Origin of the sequence: Prosthecobacter sp., from assembly GCF_034366625.1 — a bacterium.
GTDB lineage: Bacteria > Verrucomicrobiota > Verrucomicrobiia > Verrucomicrobiales > Verrucomicrobiaceae > Prosthecobacter.
Genome location: NZ_JAXMIH010000014.1, coordinates 269,383 through 285,448 on the forward strand (window position 1 = coordinate 269,383; position 16,066 = coordinate 285,448).

Annotated in this window: 6 protein-coding genes; 5 read left to right on the forward strand and 1 reads right to left on the reverse strand. The window is 60.5% G+C overall.

The window, feature by feature from the left end; all coding sequences use genetic code 11:
• Positions 1-12: 12 nt before the first annotated feature.
• From U1A53_RS16975 to U1A53_RS16995, 5 genes are all read left to right on the forward strand, one after another.
• Positions 13-5,874, forward strand: coding sequence for an alpha-2-macroglobulin (locus tag U1A53_RS16975; RefSeq protein ID WP_322282782.1), 5,862 nt, complete (start codon positions 13-15; stop codon positions 5,872-5,874).
• Positions 5,871-8,132 (forward strand): penicillin-binding protein 1C, encoded by a 2,262-nt coding sequence (gene pbpC, locus U1A53_RS16980; RefSeq protein WP_322282784.1) that lies wholly within the window; start codon positions 5,871-5,873, stop codon positions 8,130-8,132. The genes U1A53_RS16975 and pbpC overlap by 4 nt, the downstream gene beginning before the upstream one ends.
• 125 nt (positions 8,133-8,257) lie before the next feature.
• A complete protein-coding gene (locus U1A53_RS16985) occupies positions 8,258-8,962 on the forward strand; it encodes a succinate dehydrogenase cytochrome b subunit (RefSeq protein WP_322282786.1) in 705 nt (234 codons plus the stop codon).
• An 18-nt stretch (positions 8,963-8,980) separates the two neighbouring features.
• Positions 8,981-10,897, forward strand: coding sequence for a fumarate reductase/succinate dehydrogenase flavoprotein subunit (locus U1A53_RS16990; RefSeq protein WP_322282789.1), 1,917 nt, complete (start codon positions 8,981-8,983; stop codon positions 10,895-10,897).
• An 18-nt stretch (positions 10,898-10,915) separates the two neighbouring features.
• The gene (locus tag U1A53_RS16995; protein WP_322282791.1) at positions 10,916-11,704 is read left to right on the forward strand and encodes a succinate dehydrogenase/fumarate reductase iron-sulfur subunit; all 789 of its coding nucleotides are present in this window, start codon (positions 10,916-10,918) and stop codon (positions 11,702-11,704) included.
• Positions 11,705-11,732: 28 nt separating this feature from the next.
• Here the strand turns inward: U1A53_RS16995 and U1A53_RS17000 are convergent, their stop codons facing one another.
• Positions 11,733-15,821, reverse strand: a complete 4,089-nt coding sequence (locus tag U1A53_RS17000) for a hypothetical protein (protein ID WP_322282793.1) — start codon at positions 15,819-15,821, stop codon at positions 11,733-11,735.
• Positions 15,822-16,066: the final 245 nt, after the last annotated feature.

Consider the following 16,066-nt stretch of genomic DNA (forward strand, 5'->3'; position numbering starts at 1 on the left):
CTGCTCACCACCATGAATCTTCGTCGTCTTGCGGCGTTACCGCGTGCTATCGGCCAACTAGGCAGCGCGGTGTTTGGAAATTTTCAATGGAGGCCGCCGGGATGGGCGCGGAGGCTTTGTGGCAGTCTCAAGGCACATCCACGCGGCTATGCTTTCGCGCTGATCATCCTCGGTGCGCTCACCTTCGCGGGGATGAAGGGCTGGAACTGGTGGGAGGCACACCGTGCGCGGCCGCGTGAACTCACCGCGATGCGTGAGGCCACGGTGAAGCTCGTCGCGCCAGGATTGGCGACGATCGTGAACGATCAGCGCGTGCCAACAAAGCTGCGGCTCGACTTCAGTGTCTCCGTCGCGCCGTTGAAGGCCGTCGGAGAGCCAAATCCTCCAGGGCTTTCGCTCTCACCGGATCATCCAGGCAAGTGGCGCTGGGTGAATGACAAGTCACTGCTGTTTGAGCCGACGAACGACTGGCCCGCCGATACGGAGTTCGCGGTGACCTTCAAATCGGACGCGGTGGCGAAGGAAGTCATCCTCAAGCAGACGGAGTGGAACTTCACCACACCGAAACTCGATGTCTCGTTGCCGAGCGTGGCCTTCTACACCGATCCGCAAGACCCCACCGTGCATCAAATCGTCGCGGAGGTGAAAACGAGTCATCCCGTGGCACTCGCCGAGTTGGAGCAGCGCGTGAAGGTCGAAGTGCTCGGCGGCACGCCCGTGTTCGCATGGAAGGGGCAGACACCAGCTTCGCTCTTCAAAATCACCGAGGGCAAGCACCAACAGCAGTTCTGGATTCGCAGCACGCGCATCGCGGTGCCGGAGAAGGAAGATTTTGTCAAAGTCACGGTGCAAAGCGGCCTGCCGACTCTCAACGGCGGCAAGGCGCTCCTCGCCGATCAATCGGACAAGGCGCGTGTGCCAGACACCTTCAGCGGCCTGCGCATTCAAGCGGCGCGCACCGAAATCATCCGCACGGAAGAAGGCGAGCCCGAACAGTTCCTCTTCATCGACACCACCGGCTATGCGGCGAGCAGCAAGCTGGCTGAGCACGTCGAAATGTGGCTGCTGCCGAAGGACAAACCGGCGGAAGGCAAAAAACCGGTCAGTCCCGATCACGACTGGCAGGCCGGCGAGGTTTCGCCCGCGATCATCGCCGCGTCGAAGAAGGTCACGCTGACTTCCGTCGAGTCCGCTGCGCCGTTCACCGAGATGCACGCGTTCAAGTTCCTGCTCGAAGACAGCGGCAGACTCTATGTGCGCGTGCGCGGCGGCTTGGAAGGTCTGGGCGGCTTCAAAGTGGCCGACGATGTGAAACTACTCGTCAACGTGCCCGATTTTCCGCAGGAGATCGATGTGCTGGGGCGCGGTGCGGTGCTCTCGCTCAATGGTGAGCGCAAACTGTCGGTGAAATCGCGTGGGCACAGACATCTGCGCTACACCTTGGCTCGTGTGCCCGCAGGACAGGTCAATCATCTCATCACGCTGACGGAGGGAGATTTCGAAGCACCGCAGTTCCTCGACAAGTGGGCCTTCAACGAAGAAAATATCGCCCGCATCCGCCGCGAGGTGCTGCCCGTGGCGATGAAGAACAGCTACCAGGCCAACTACAGCATCTTCGACTTCACGCCGGAGATCGGCCGCACCGACATCTCCGATCCCGATGCTTCACGCGGCTTGTTTTTCCTCACCGCCGAAGGCGTGCGCCCGCGCACCGACGACGATGGCGAGGCGGAGGAAGATGACGACGACCCGAAGTGGATTCGCGAAGGCAACGATGAGGAAGGCGTGACGAGACGCTTCGTGCTCGTGACCGACCTCGGTTTGCTCGTGAAGCAAAACGCGGACGGCTCGCGCGAGGTTTTCGTGCAGTCGATTCAAAACGGCGGCCCCGTGAATGGCGCGCGCGTCATCATCGTGGCCAAGAATGGCGAATACCTCGCCGAATCGACCACAGCAGACGGTCACGCGCATTTTGACGATGTCTCGAAGCTCAAGCGTGAGAAGCAGCCCGTCGCCATCCTCGCGCGTCTCGGCAACGATCTGGCCTTCATTCCCTTCGAGCGCGTGGATCGTGCGCTGGACTTCTCGCGCTTCGACACAGAAGGCGTGCTCGCTTCCGAAAAAGAACGCCTCGACGCCTTCGTCTTCACCGAGCGCGGCGTGTATCGCCCTGGTGACACGGTGCATGTTGGCGCGATCGTGCGCAGGCTCGACTGGCAGGGCGCGCTGGCCGGTTTGCCCGTGGAAATCGAAGTCACCGATGCGCAAGATCGTGTAATCGACACGGAGCGCCTCTCGCTGCCGCAGGATGGTTATCTGAACTGGGATTTCGACACCAACGAAGCCGATCCCACCGGCGTGTATCGCGTCTCGCTCTACTTGATGAAGAAGAATCGCGAGGAGGAGTATCGCGAACGCATTGGCCGCACGGTCTTCCGTGTGGAGGACTTCCAACCGGATCGCATGAAACTCGCCACCGAGTTGAGCAAGCCTGCGGGCGCGGGCTGGGTGCAACCGGGTGATTTGAATGTGAAGGTGAACTTGCAGACACTCTTCGGCTTCCCGGCGGAAGGCCGCCGCATCGTGTCAAAGATGGATTTGTCGCCTGCGGACTTCTTTTTCGAGCAGCATCCCGGTTTCACCTTCCACAATCGTCTGCGCGATGAATCGAAGAACGTCGCGGGCAAAACCATCGAGCTCGGCGAGACCAAAACCAACGCCGAAGGCCATACCGAGGTCGATTTGAGCCTCGAACGCTTCGGCAACACCTGCTTCCGCATGAACCTGCTCGTCGAGGCCTTCGAGGCCGATGGTGGTCGCAGCATGCGCGGCGGCTTGTCCGCGCTCGTTTCGCCGTTTGCGCATGTGATCGGTTACAAAGCGGATGGTGATCTCGGCTACATCGGCAAGGACAGCGCGCGCAATGTGAAGCTGCTGGCCGTCGATATGGCCCTGAAGCCCGTGGCGGTGCCGCAGGTAAGCTGGCGCGTGATTCGCATCCGGCATGTGTCCGTGCTCACGAAGCAGGAAAGCGGCAGCTATGCCTATGTCTCGACCGCACGCGAAGAAACCGCCTCCGAAGGCCCGCTGACGCTCACGGAGACTGGTGCGGACTTTGCGTTGCCCACGACAGACGCAGGCGAGTTTCGCCTCGAAGTGCGCGATGGCGAAAACCGTGTCGTTTGTGCCTGTCCCTTCAGTGTGGTGGGCAAAGGCGAGGCGGATCGCAGCCTGGAACGCGAGGCGGAGCTCGAAATGAAACTCGCCCGCGACACCTGGAACGATGGCGAGAGCATCGAGCTGAGCTTGAAAGCCCCCTACACCGGCGCTGGCCTCATCACCATCGAGCGCGAAAAGGTGCTGGCCTGGCAGTGGTTCACCAGCAGCACGACGAGCAGCGTGCAGCACATCACGCTGCCGCCGGGGCAGGAAGGTACGGCTTATGTGAATGCCGCGTTCGTGCGTGCGCTGGATTCGCCGGAGGTTTTCATCAGTCCGTTGAGCTACGCCGTCGCGCCCTTCACCGCCAATCCTGATCGCCGCCGCATGACGGTGGAACTGGACGCGCCCAAGATCGTCAAACCGGGCGAGGTGCTGAAAATCGGTCATCGCAGCGCCGAAGCCTCGCGCATCGTCGTGTATGCCGTGGATGAAGGCATTCATCAAATCACGCGCTACAAGCTGCCTGAGCCGCTGCCGCATTTCTTCCGCAAGCGCGCGCTCGAAGTCGGGACCGCGCAGCTTCTCGATCTGATCATGCCGGAGCTTCGCTTCATCACGAAATCCAGCGCCTTCGGTGGCGACGAGGACGAGCCACCGAAACTCCACCTCAATCCCTTCAAGCGCCGTCGCGAGGCGCCAGTCGTGTTTTGGTCCGGTGTGATCGATTCCGGCCCGGATCGCCGCGAGGTGACGTATCAGGTGCCGGACTACTTTGCGGGCAGCCTCAAGATCATGGCCGTGTCCGTCGCTGCCGAAAAAATCGGCCAAAGTGAGATCCAGAGCACCGTGCGCGGTCCTTTCGTCCTCACGCCAAATGTGCCGGTCTTCGCCGCGCCGGGCGATGAATTCACCGTGAGCCTCACCGTGGCCAACAACCTCGATACGGGCGATCAAATCGCTCTTTCGCTCACTTCCAGCGAGCATCTCGAAGTCGTCGAGTCCGCGCCCCCCACGCTGCAAGTGGCCCCAGGCCGCGAAGCGACCACGCGCTATCGCTTGCGTGCCAAAAACATGCCCGGCGGAGCCGAGATGACCTTCCGCGCCGAATCCGGCGGCCAGAGCATTGAGCGCCGAGCGACGTTGAGCGTGCGTCCAGCATCACCTTACATGACGCAGGTGCAAAGCGGCTGGTTCAGGCTGGCAAATCAGGATTTGAAGGTGCAACGGCAGATGTATCCGCATTTCGCCAAACGCGAAGCGACCGTGTCCGTGCTGCCACTCGGCCTCGCACGCGGTCTGGATGCTTACTTGCGGGATTACCCGCACGGCTGCTCGGAACAAATCACCAGCCGCGCCATGTCACGCCTGCTGCTGGCTGATGAAGCCGATTTCGGCTTTTCGCGAGCCGAGGCGGTTCAGCAACTCGATGATGCCTTCTCGCTCCTCAGCGAGCGGCAGAACAGCAACGGTGGATTTGGCTACTGGAGCGCCAGCACAGACGGCCCTCTCGACTTCCTGAGCATCTACGTCACCAGCTTCCTCACCGAGGCACGCGACGCGGGCTTCGCCGTGCCGGAGGATTTGCTCGTCGGTGCCCGCAAGCATCTCAAAGACATGGCACGCGCGAAGATCACCACGCTTGATGAAGCCTGGCTGCAAGCGGCGGCGATTTACCTGCTCACACGCCACGGCGAGGTCACCACGCCGCAGCTTCTCAATCTGCGCGACACCTTGCAGGACAAACTAAAAGTGGATTGGAGGCACGATGTCACCGCCGCTTACATCGGCGCGACGTATGCGCTGCTGCAAAAGCCTGAGGAAGGCCGCGCCATCATGCAGACTTACCAAAGCGCCAGCCGCAAACCGCCGCAGCGCTGGAATGGCGGCTATCACGCCGATCCGCAAGTGCGCAACGCGCTCGCCTTTGCCCTGCTCTGCCGCCATTTCCCCGAACTCGCCTCCGCGCTGAACTACGAGCAGCTCTCGGTCATCACCGATCCGATCTCGCGCGGCCAGTTCAACACGATCACCAGCGCCTGCACCATCCTCGCGCTGAAAAACTACTCAGCCCTCGCCAAGAACGGCGGCCTGAAAGTGAGTATCATGTCCACCCTGCCCGGCAATCCCGAGCCACAACCACTCACCGCCGAGTCTGGCGGCATCCTGACCGCCAAGTTCGCCGAAAACGCCTCCTCGCTCCGCTTCCATCTTACCAAACCCGACGGCGCACCTGACCTCGGTGCCTTTTATCAAGTGATCGAAGCCGGTTTCGACAAAGTACCGCCGCAAGCCGCCGTGGCGGACGGTTTGGAAGTCATTCGCGATCTGCTCGGCCCCGATGGCAAACCGATCACCCAACTTCACACCGGCCAAAGCGCCACTGTCCGCATCCGAGTGCGCAACACGAGCGGGCGAGGCATCGAAGACGTCGCCGTGCTCGATCTCATGCCCGGCGGGTTCGAAATCGAGCCCGACAATCTCAAACCCGGCGCAGGCACGATGCCCGGAGCCGATTTCACCGAAGTCCGCGAAGACCGCAACGCCTTCTTCCTCCGCCTCGCCACTGGCGAGATGAAAACCTTCGAATACCGCATCAAACCCGTCTGCGCAGGCATGTTCATCATCCCACCCGTCTTCGCAGAGTCGATGTATGACCGTGCGACCAAAGGCAGATCGCTTGGCGGCACGATGGATGTGATTCCGGCTCCATGAAGCGATTGCTGAGAGTTCTGGTGTGCTTGATTCTGGCCACGTGCATCACATGGCTGCTGCTGCCGCGTTGCGAGTTGTATCCTGAGAGCGTGACATGGTCGCGGGTGATGCTGGATCGTGATGGCGACGTGCTGCATCTCACACTGGCGGGAGACGGGCGTTATCGGTTGAAGACACCGTTGAAGGAGATTCATGAAGATGTGATCGGAGCGACACTGACGCATGAGGACCGGTGGTTTCGCTGGCATCCGGGCGTGAATCCCGTTTCGCTGATGCGCGGAATGATTGGGCTTGTGGCTGGTCAGAGGCTCGGTGGTGGTTCGACGGTGACGATGCAGTTGGCACGGTTGCGGTTCGGACTGCGCACGCGGTCGCTGATGGGGAAGTGTGAACAGATTTTTCGCGCGTTGCAGTTGGAGCGCCATCATTCGAAGGATGAAATCCTGGAGGCGTATCTGAACCTCGCTCCCTACGGCGGGAATGTGGAAGGCGTGGGCGCGGCTAGCATCTTGTGGTGTGGAAAGCAGGCGGGCGAGCTTTCGCTGCGTGAGGCGGTGACGCTGAGTGTGCTGCCGCAAAGTCCGGCACGGCGCAGGCCGCGCGCGGATGCGGACAACGCGCACCTCGCGGCAGCGCAGGTGCGGTTGATTCGTGAATTGCAGCAGGAGCGCGAAGTGCGCAGTGATCCGCTGGATGAGGCGTTCACGCTGCGCGCACCGGTGCAACCGCCGCGCGAGGCACCGCATCTGGCGCGGCGGCTGTTGAAGCAGGAAGTGCGGGTGCAATCGACGGTGGATTCGAATCAACAACGGATCGTGGAGCGGTCGCTGGCGGATTACATCAGCCGGAAGCGCGAGGTGGGCATCGAGAATGCCTGTGCGCTGCTGGTGCATGCACCGAGTCGCGAGGTGCTGGCGTATGCGGGATCAGCGCGGTTCTTGAGCAGTGATATTCACGGTCAAGTCGATGGCATCACAGCACGGCGGTCACCGGGATCGGCGTTGAAGCCGTTCATCTATGCGATGGCGTTGGATCAGGGATTGATTCATCCGCGCAGCCTCGTGAGCGACATGAAAGCGAGCTTTGGCAGCTACAATCCGGAGAACTTTGATCGCGGATTCGCCGGACCGATCACGGCGGCGGACGCGCTGTTTCGCAGCAGGAACATCCCCGCTGTCACACTTGCGCAGCAGGTGACTTTGGATCGTTTGTATTCGTTCCTGAAACACGCGGGTGTGGCGTTTCCGAAACCAGCATCGCATTATGGCCTCGCGCTGCCGCTGGGTGGCGCGGAGGTGAGCATGGAGGAACTGGCGTCGCTGTATGTGATGCTGGCGAACGGCGGCGAAGGGCCGCAACGGTTGCGTCTGGACAAGAACGCGGCCGATTCGACCGAGATGCGGCCCTTGCTGACACAGGAGGCCGCCTGGCTGGTGCGTGAGATGCTGCGGCAGCCCGATGTGGAACTGGGCGCGGATGATCCGGCGGTGAGCTGGAAGACGGGCACGTCGCATGGCTTTCGTGATGCGTGGGCGGCGGGAATTCGCGGCGAGTATGTGCTGGTGGTGTGGATTGGCAATTTCAGCGGGAAGCCGAACCCGGCCTTTGTGGCGCGTGAATGTGCCGCGCCGTTGCTGTTTGAGACGTTTCAGCGCCTGAACCTGCCGTGGAAGAAAGCGCCGATGCCTGCCGGGCTGCGCGAGATCGAGGTGTGCGCGATCTCGGGGCAGTTGCCGACGCCGCTGTGCCAGCATCACACGCGCTGTGGTTTCATCCCCGGCGTGTCGCCGATCCAGCCGTGTCAGATCCATCAAGAGGTCTTCACCGATGCCACAAGCGGCCTGCGCGCGCGCTGCGACGATGGGCGACCCGGTTTGAAGCGCGACATCTACGAATGCTGGCCTCCAGACATGCTGGCGCTGTTTCGACAGGCCGGATTGCCGCGCCGTGAGCCGCCTGCGTTTGAAGCGGATGCGAAACTGATGGTGATGGACTCCGGCAACGCGCCGCGCATCACCTCACCGCGTGAATCGCTCGTCTATTCAATCCGCGAGAGCCAGAAGTCGATCCCGCTGAGCAGCGAGGCCGCGCCAGGCGTGAAGAAGGTCTATTGGTTCGCCGGACCGCAGTTTCTCGGCACCGCATCACCAGCGGAGCCGCTGATGTGGCCCGCGTCGCCAGGCAAATGGACCGTGCAGGTGCTCGATGACCGAGGACGCAGTGCGAGCTGCCGCGTAAACGTGGAGGCGGTGGAGTGAGGCTGATGCCTATCGCTTCTTGCATGATTGCGGCTGCATCTTGCGGGGACCAGTTCTTAGAGAGCAAAAAACGCACGCACGGCTTGCACAGGCTCATCGTATCTCCATGATGAATTCCTCCCCACATGAGCGCTGTTTTTGACTCCCTTTCGCGATTTTACGCCTCCTCCATCGGCAAGAAGATTTTAGTGGCCCTGACGAGCCTCGTACTGGTGGGGTTTGTCCTCGGCCACATGATTGGCAACCTGCTCGTTTTTGTCGGCAGGGACGCCATCAATGAATATGGGTACCTGCTCCAGACCGCGCTGCATGGCGGCGGCGTCTGGATCGCGCGCATCGGCCTGCTGGTGGCGGTGGTGATTCACATTGTGGCGACGATTCAGCTCACGAAGGCGAATCGTGCAGCCCGCAAAGAGGCCTACGGCCAGCACAAGGCACAGGTGAGCAGCACGGCCTCGCGTACGATGATCTGGAGCGGCCTGACCATCCTGGCCTTCATCATTTACCACCTGCTGCACTTCACGGTGCGCGTGGGCAATGACTACGACACCTACAAGACCGTGCTGCATGGCGAAACGGTGCATGATGTCTATAAAATGGTCATCGCGGGCTTCTCCTGGGCGCCGGCGTCGATTTTTTACATCATCGCGATGGTGCTGCTCTCCAGCCACCTGAGCCACGGCTTCAGCAGCCTCTTCCAGACCCTTGGCATCAGTACTGACAAGACGGAGCCGCTGTTCAAGAAACTCGGTTATGCCTTCGCGGGACTGATTCTCGTCGGCAACTGCTCCATCCCCATCGCCATCCTCTGCTTCGGTTACGGCCGTTAATTTTTTCCGCGATTCGCCATGTCACTCGATTCTCACATTCCCGCCGGCCCGATGGCCATGAAGTGGTCCAAGCACAAGCAGGACTCGAAGCTCATCAATCCGAAGAACAAACGCAAGTTCACCGTGCTCGTCGTGGGCAGCGGCCTGGCCGGTTCCTCCGCAGCGGCGACGCTCTCGGAACTGGGCTACAAGGTGAAGTGCTTCTGCTTCCAGGATTCAGCCCGTCGTGCGCATTCCATCGCGGCGCAGGGGGGCATCAATGCGGCGAAGAATTATCAAAACGACGGTGACAGCGTGCATCGTCTTTTCTATGACACGGTCAAAGGCGGCGACTTCCGCGCACGTGAGTCGAACGTGCATCGCTTGGCCGAGGTCAGCGTGAACATCATCGACCAGTGCGTCGCTCAGGGCGTGCCGTTTGCCCGAGAATACGGCGGCATGTTGGCAAATCGCAGCTTCGGTGGTGCACAGGTGAGCCGCACGTTTTATGCGCGTGGTCAAACCGGACAGCAGCTCTTGCTGGGTGCGTATTCGGCTTTGAACAAGGAAATCGCTGGTGGCGGTGTGCAGATGTTCCCCCGCACGGAAATGCTCGATGTCGTGACCGTGGACGGCCACGCGAAGGGCATCGTCACTCGCGATCTGGTCACGGGCAAAATCGAATCGCACGCGGGTGACGCGGTGCTGCTTTGCACCGGTGGTTACGGCAACGTCTTCTATCTCTCCACGAACGCGATGGGTTGCAATGTGACCGCCACTTGGCGTGCGCACCGCAAAGGCGCGTTCTTTGCCAATCCGTGCTACACGCAGATTCATCCGACCTGCATTCCGGTGAGCGGTGAGTATCAGAGCAAGCTCACGCTCATGTCTGAGTCGCTGCGCAACGACGGTCGCGTGTGGGTGCCGAAGAAGAAGGAAGATTGCGGTAAAACGCCGGATCAAATCCCCGAAGCGGATCGCGATTACTACTTGGAGCGCAAGTATCCGAGCTTCGGCAACCTCGCCCCGCGTGACATTTCCAGCCGTGCGGCCAAGGAAGCCTGCGACGACGGACGCGGCGTTGGCCCTGGGGGTCGCGGTGTCTATCTCGACTTCGCGGAAGCCATCGGTCAGTTCGGTCAGAAGACGATTTCTGAGCGTTACGGCAATCTTTTCGAAATGTACGAGAAGATCACTGGCGAGAACGGCTACAAGCAGCCGATGCGCATCTATCCTGCCGTGCATTACACGATGGGCGGCCTGTGGGTGGACTACAACCTCATGAGCAACCTCCCCGGCCTGCATGTGCTCGGCGAGGCGAACTTCTCCGACCATGGCGCAAACCGTCTCGGTGCCAGCGCGCTCATGCAGGGTCTCGCGGACGGCTATTTCGTCATCCCGACGACCATCGCGAACTACCTCGTGCATCAGAAGCCCGGCAGTGTGACCACCGAGCATCCCGAGTTCAAGAAAGCCGTCGCCGACTGCACCGCTCAAACGAAACGCTTCCTCAACATCAAGGGCAAACGCAGCGTGGACAGCTTCCACCGCGAACTCGGCCTCCTCGTGTGGGACAAGTGCGGCATGGCACGCGACAAAGCGGGCCTTACCGAGGCGATCAAGCGCATCCCCGAGTTGCGTGAAGAATTCTGGCAGAATGTCACCGTTCCCGGCAGCGGCGATTTCACCAACCCCGAACTCGAAAAAGCCGGTCGCGTGGCCGATTTCATGGAATTCGCCGAACTGCTCTGCCTCGACGCCCGACATCGTGAAGAGAGCTGCGGCGGTCACTTCCGCAGCGAGCATCAATACCCCGATGGCGAGGCAAAACGTGACGATGAAAACTTCAGCTATGCCGCCGCCTGGGAGTACACCGGCGATCTCGGCAAACCCACGCTCAACAAAGAGCCGCTGGCCTTTGAAGAAGTCCACCTCGCCGTCCGCAGCTACAAATAACGCTTTTTTCACGTCCCCATGTCCCAACTCAATCTGCACCTCAAAGTCTGGCGTCAGAACGGCTCGCAGCCCGGCCATTTCCAAGACATCGACGCGCCTGACATTCCCGATCATGCCTCATTCTTGGAGATGATGGACATCATCAACGAGCGCCTCATCTCGAAAGGCCAGGATCCCGTCGCTTTCGATCACGACTGCCGTGAAGGCATCTGCGGAGCCTGCTCCATGCAGATCAACGGCGTGCCGCATGGCCCGGCCAAGGCGACGACGACCTGCCAGCTTCACATGCGCAAGTTTCAGACGGGTGACACGATCTGGATCGAGCCCTTCCGTGCGCGTGCCTTCCCGGTGCTCAAAGACCTCATGATTGACCGTGGTTCGTTTGACCGCATCCAGCAGGCCGGTGGTTTCGTCACCGTGCGCACGGGTGCGCCACAGGACGCGAACGCCCTGCCCATCGGCAAAGAAGTCGCCGATGCTGCGATGGATGCCGCCGAATGCATCGGCTGCGGTGCCTGTGTTGCCGCGTGCAAAAACGCCAGCGCCATGCTCTTCGTCTCCGCCAAGGCCGGTCAGCTTAATCTGCTGCCACAAGGCCAGCCTGAGAAGGACCGCCGCACGCTCGGCATGGTCCGCCAGATGGACAAAGAGGGCTTCGGCAACTGCACCAACCAGTACGAGTGCGAAGCCGCCTGCCCGAAAGAAATCAGCGTCCGCTGGATCACCAAGCTCAACCGCGACTACGCGATTGCGGCTGTCAAAGATGCCTTTGGCAATTCGTCGAAGGTCGCGGGCGGCGGGGATTGATCGTTCCTCGCAGGATATCGATGCGTTCTCAAGGAACGACCTCCGGGGGACGCACCGACACTTGTATCTTGAAGAATTTCTTGGAGGGTGCCGACGGAAGGGTGATGCCACCTCCAAGGCCGAAGATGATAATGCCGCCGCCGATGCTGTCAGGCATGCTCCAGGTCACACGCTCTGTGAGGCCGTCTGGGTTGGGCACCACGGTCTCAGACAGGTTTGTGACGGGCGACCAGCTTGAAAGGTCGGTGCTGGATTGCGGCTCAAATTTTAAGTCGGTGTCGATACCACGACGCCGCTCAAAGGACAGCACCGTGCTGCTCCAAAATGTCCCGGGTTGACGTGCTATTACGTCCATGACGGTGCTCGTGCTGAGCGGATGCGAGCCGCGAGCCATTTCCATGAAGTTGTTCATGCCGTCATGGTCTGGATCGCCAAGAGGGCCGATGTCCTCGGTTGATAAGCCGGAGACGAGCAACCCGGAACTCTGCTGCCACTCATCAGAAAGCGAATCCGAGTTTGCATCGGTAAGGCGGACAAGGGTGATGATTAGCTGAGACGTTTGGCCCACGGCATCGGTGGCTGTAACCGTTGCCTGGGCGCTGCCGCTTGCGGGCATGTTGATTTGGGAAGTCCAAGCGCCAGTCCAACCTTCCCCCGTCTGTTGGGCGATAGTGGAATTGAGAATTCCAGGCACTGTGGCCGAACAGCTTAGTCCACCCGGTGAAGTTGAGTCGACATAACTTGCTCTGATCGAGATGGCAGGGCGGCTGGACTGGATTTCACCCTGAACCGTGAGATTCGAGACGGTCAGAGCGGGCACATTGTCATCCTGTGTGGATGAGGTAAATGAACTCCACGCGCTTTCCACGGCAGGATCGTCCGCCCGGCGGTTTTTCACGCGGTAGTAGAACGCCGTATCATCGGCCAGACCGGCAAAGAGATGGCTAGTGCCGGCGATCCAGTCGCTATCGGCAAGGACAGAGCTAAAACTCGAATCCGACGCCTGTTGAACCAGATAGGCTCCCGCACCCTCCACGCCTTGCCAGGCGACGGTGTTGGAGAGTCCTGCGGTGTAAGATGGCTCGGCGATAAAAACAGGCACGGCGAGAGGAAGCCTCCCAAGCTCAAAGCTGGCGCTGCGTCCTGTGGCAGAACCCGCCGCGGCCTGAAGCACCACGCCCGCCGAACTTGTTCCATCCAGCGTGAGTTCCCCGGACCAAACGCCATTCACGAAGGAAGATGTCGTCAGAGGTGACACGCTGACCAGACGACCAAATTCGAGGCGAATATCCGGCCGCAAGGCGTAAGAGGGAGTCGGCGATGAATTCGCCCACGTCGTTGGCGGGCCGTAAGAACTGCTCGTCGAACCAAACTGCATGGCACGGGAGCCGGAAGCATACGTCTCCATGCAGAGCAGGGATTGTGAGGGTGCGTCATTGGCGAAACTGACGTCCACAAGCAACGAGGAGACGCCGTCATAATCAAACGGAACCAGCAGTGGTATGAGCACCCAACCCATTGAGAGTGGCATCCATGGGCCGCTGCGCACCGTCGTCCACCCGGAGGATTCCCATGTGGGCGCGGGATAAAGCGTGAGGCTTGTGTGCTTCAGGCGGATCGTGAGGTCATCAAAAGCACGCGACGGCAGACTGGCGAGATTCAGGGAGATCGCAGTGAGCTTTCCCGCGGCTCCCACCTCAAAACTTCTCAGGAGAATCTGAGAACGAGCGTGAGTGAAGGCGGTGTTCAAAACAGGATTGGAACCGCCGAAACTGGAACCACCGCCGATCTGGGCTTCGCGCTGCGGAGCACGAGCACTGAGACCAGCCGTGCCATTGAAACTGGTTATCGCGTTGCCAAAGAGATCGAAAGCATGGATCTGGGCCGTGAAAGGGGTGTTTTGAAGTACCGTCGAAGGAACTCCTGACCATTGAAATCCCCCAGCTTCACCCGCCACAACTTCGACAGGCGGCGCGGTGGCCGTGATGCTGCCCAAGGTGGCCGTGAGCGTCGTCGTGCCCGCCTGAAACAGCCGCATCGCCACAGCGCCCGTCCCCGTTTGGGTGAGCGGAGAAAGAGGACGACCTCCAGCGCTGAAAGTGATCTGCCCGTTATAGGTCAGCGGATCTCCATCGATAGTCTGCGCTGTTATCTCTGTGTTCAAAACAGCTCCAGCCGTCACCGGCCCGCCAACGTTTCCCCATACCAGAGCACCCACTTCATTGTCACGAATGATTGCTGTCTTGGTGGCCGCGGTGAAACCCGGCGCGGAGGCTGTGAGGGTCAAGTTTTGCACCCCATCGATGAGGTCGTCATCGATGATTTTCAAATATACCGTGACAGATTCGCTGCCGGCCGGGACGGTGACTTGGGACTGCTCAAACTCCATTTCTGTAATGTCAGAACTGGACAGGCTAACGGTGAGTGGGGCAACGAGTGTGCCACCAAACGTGAGATACAGCCCCAAGCCCGCACCGGCACTTTCACGCACTTCCACAGGGTAGCTCATGAAATCCAGCGCCGGAACTTCATTGTCTTGGACAACAAGCGCGGCGGTGGCTGCCGACCACCCAGGCACGGTGGCGGTGAGCGTTACCGCCTTGTCACCATCCAAAAGGGAGTTGTCATTCACACCGAGACCAAAGGTTACCGAGGTCTGGCCGGCCGGGATTGTGACGAGGGCGCTGGTTGTCGTCGAGTAAACCACGCCGAGCACTGTGGGATGATTCGAACTTACGAGCACCTGCAGCGGCGCTGGCAGGGCCTGGCCTATGCTTAGCGAACCCGCCGTGAATGAATAACCCGCGTTTTCGGCCAGCATGGCGGGTACGGAGAGAGTAATGACAGTGCTCTGGACATCTGTCACCCAAGTAATCGCCGTCGTGGAGGTGAACAAATTCGCCGAGCCGGTAATGGCGACCTCTTTAGGCCCTGTGAGGGACGGGTCAGAGATCGGGGTGATGTCAAAACTGGCCGTCAACGCCCCGGCTGGAATGATCACCGTGGCAGGAATCTGTAGAGCAGTTGGATGTGAGGACACCAGATTCACCGTTAATGGAGAGGACTCCGGTCGCGGGATGCTAACACTGCCACCGGCGATCATTGTGTTTCCATTTTCAGCCAGGCTCTCAGGCAGGGTGACCGTGACCGGCGGCGGCGGAATGAAGCCGGCATGTTCACTGAAGACCAGTTGGGTGGACGAGGCAGTGACAAGTCCATAATCACCCCAGCGGAAGATGCCGCCATAAGCATCTCCGCGTTGAGAGCCATAAAACCAATTCTTCTGGGAGATGCCCGAGGGAGCAGAGATGATGTCCGTGTTGAGCTTTCCTGCATATGCGTCGAGCCAGTAAAGCCGGTTCAACGATGGATCAGGCACAGCTCCCTCCACCTGCGCACCGCCAAACGGAGGTGGCGTCCCATAGAGTGCCGTCGCCGTGTCTGAGAGCAGCGAAATGCGGTACTTGTGGTAGAAACATGTGTCGGTCGAATAATGCAGCACACCATGGAGTTCACCTGCAAGCGCCACCTCCCGCTGAAGGAACAGCCCGGAGGTTCCCAGCGTGTAGCGCATGAGCTTCGAACTCTGGTAGTTCACAAAACGCACGCCCAGCACACGCCCGGCACCACCCGTGACGACTTGATTGCATGCTGCCGCGGTATCCGGCAGCATCACACCGCCTTGGATGGCACATAACGGAGCCAGGTCCCCTGAATACCCCGCGTCCTGACGGGCTACGAGAAGCGTCTCCAATGCGGTACCGTCCGCCACGGCGAGGTCGATGGGCTTCATGGGCCGTCCGTCGGCACTCGTACCCACCGAACGTCCTGGTTCCCAAGCTTGCGCATTCAGCGCGCGGCTCACGATCGTCCCCCGGTTGCCCAGGCCGACATGAATGCGTCCATCTTTGACGGTAAAACAGCTTCCCATCGCAGGAACCGCATGGAAAGAAGTGATGCGCTGCTGTTCCGGCTGCATTTCCACCACCTGACCGGCCCAGTAGCTCACCCGACCGTCCCAGAAGTAGCTTTCGGCCGTCGAACCGAGCAGCGAGAACAACCTCCGGCTCGCCTTGTCGTAACGTGTTTGGAGATTTTGGGGCAGTTGTTGCGCCATCCATGTGTTCCCGCCATGTCCGAGGCTGCCAAGCTGGATGGCATGCGTGTTGTTGGTCGTGCTCGACTCGGTCGTCGAGCAACTTCCCGTCGCGGTGACTGCGGTGACGCCCGCAGGCCATGACGGGAGCTGGATGGTCACCGTGGCTTGTTCATCTGGTGCCAGAGCACCGAGGGCCACGCTCACATCCCCTCCACTGACCTGCACGCTCCCCAGCGTGCTCGTGACCTGGCCGGCGGATGCCA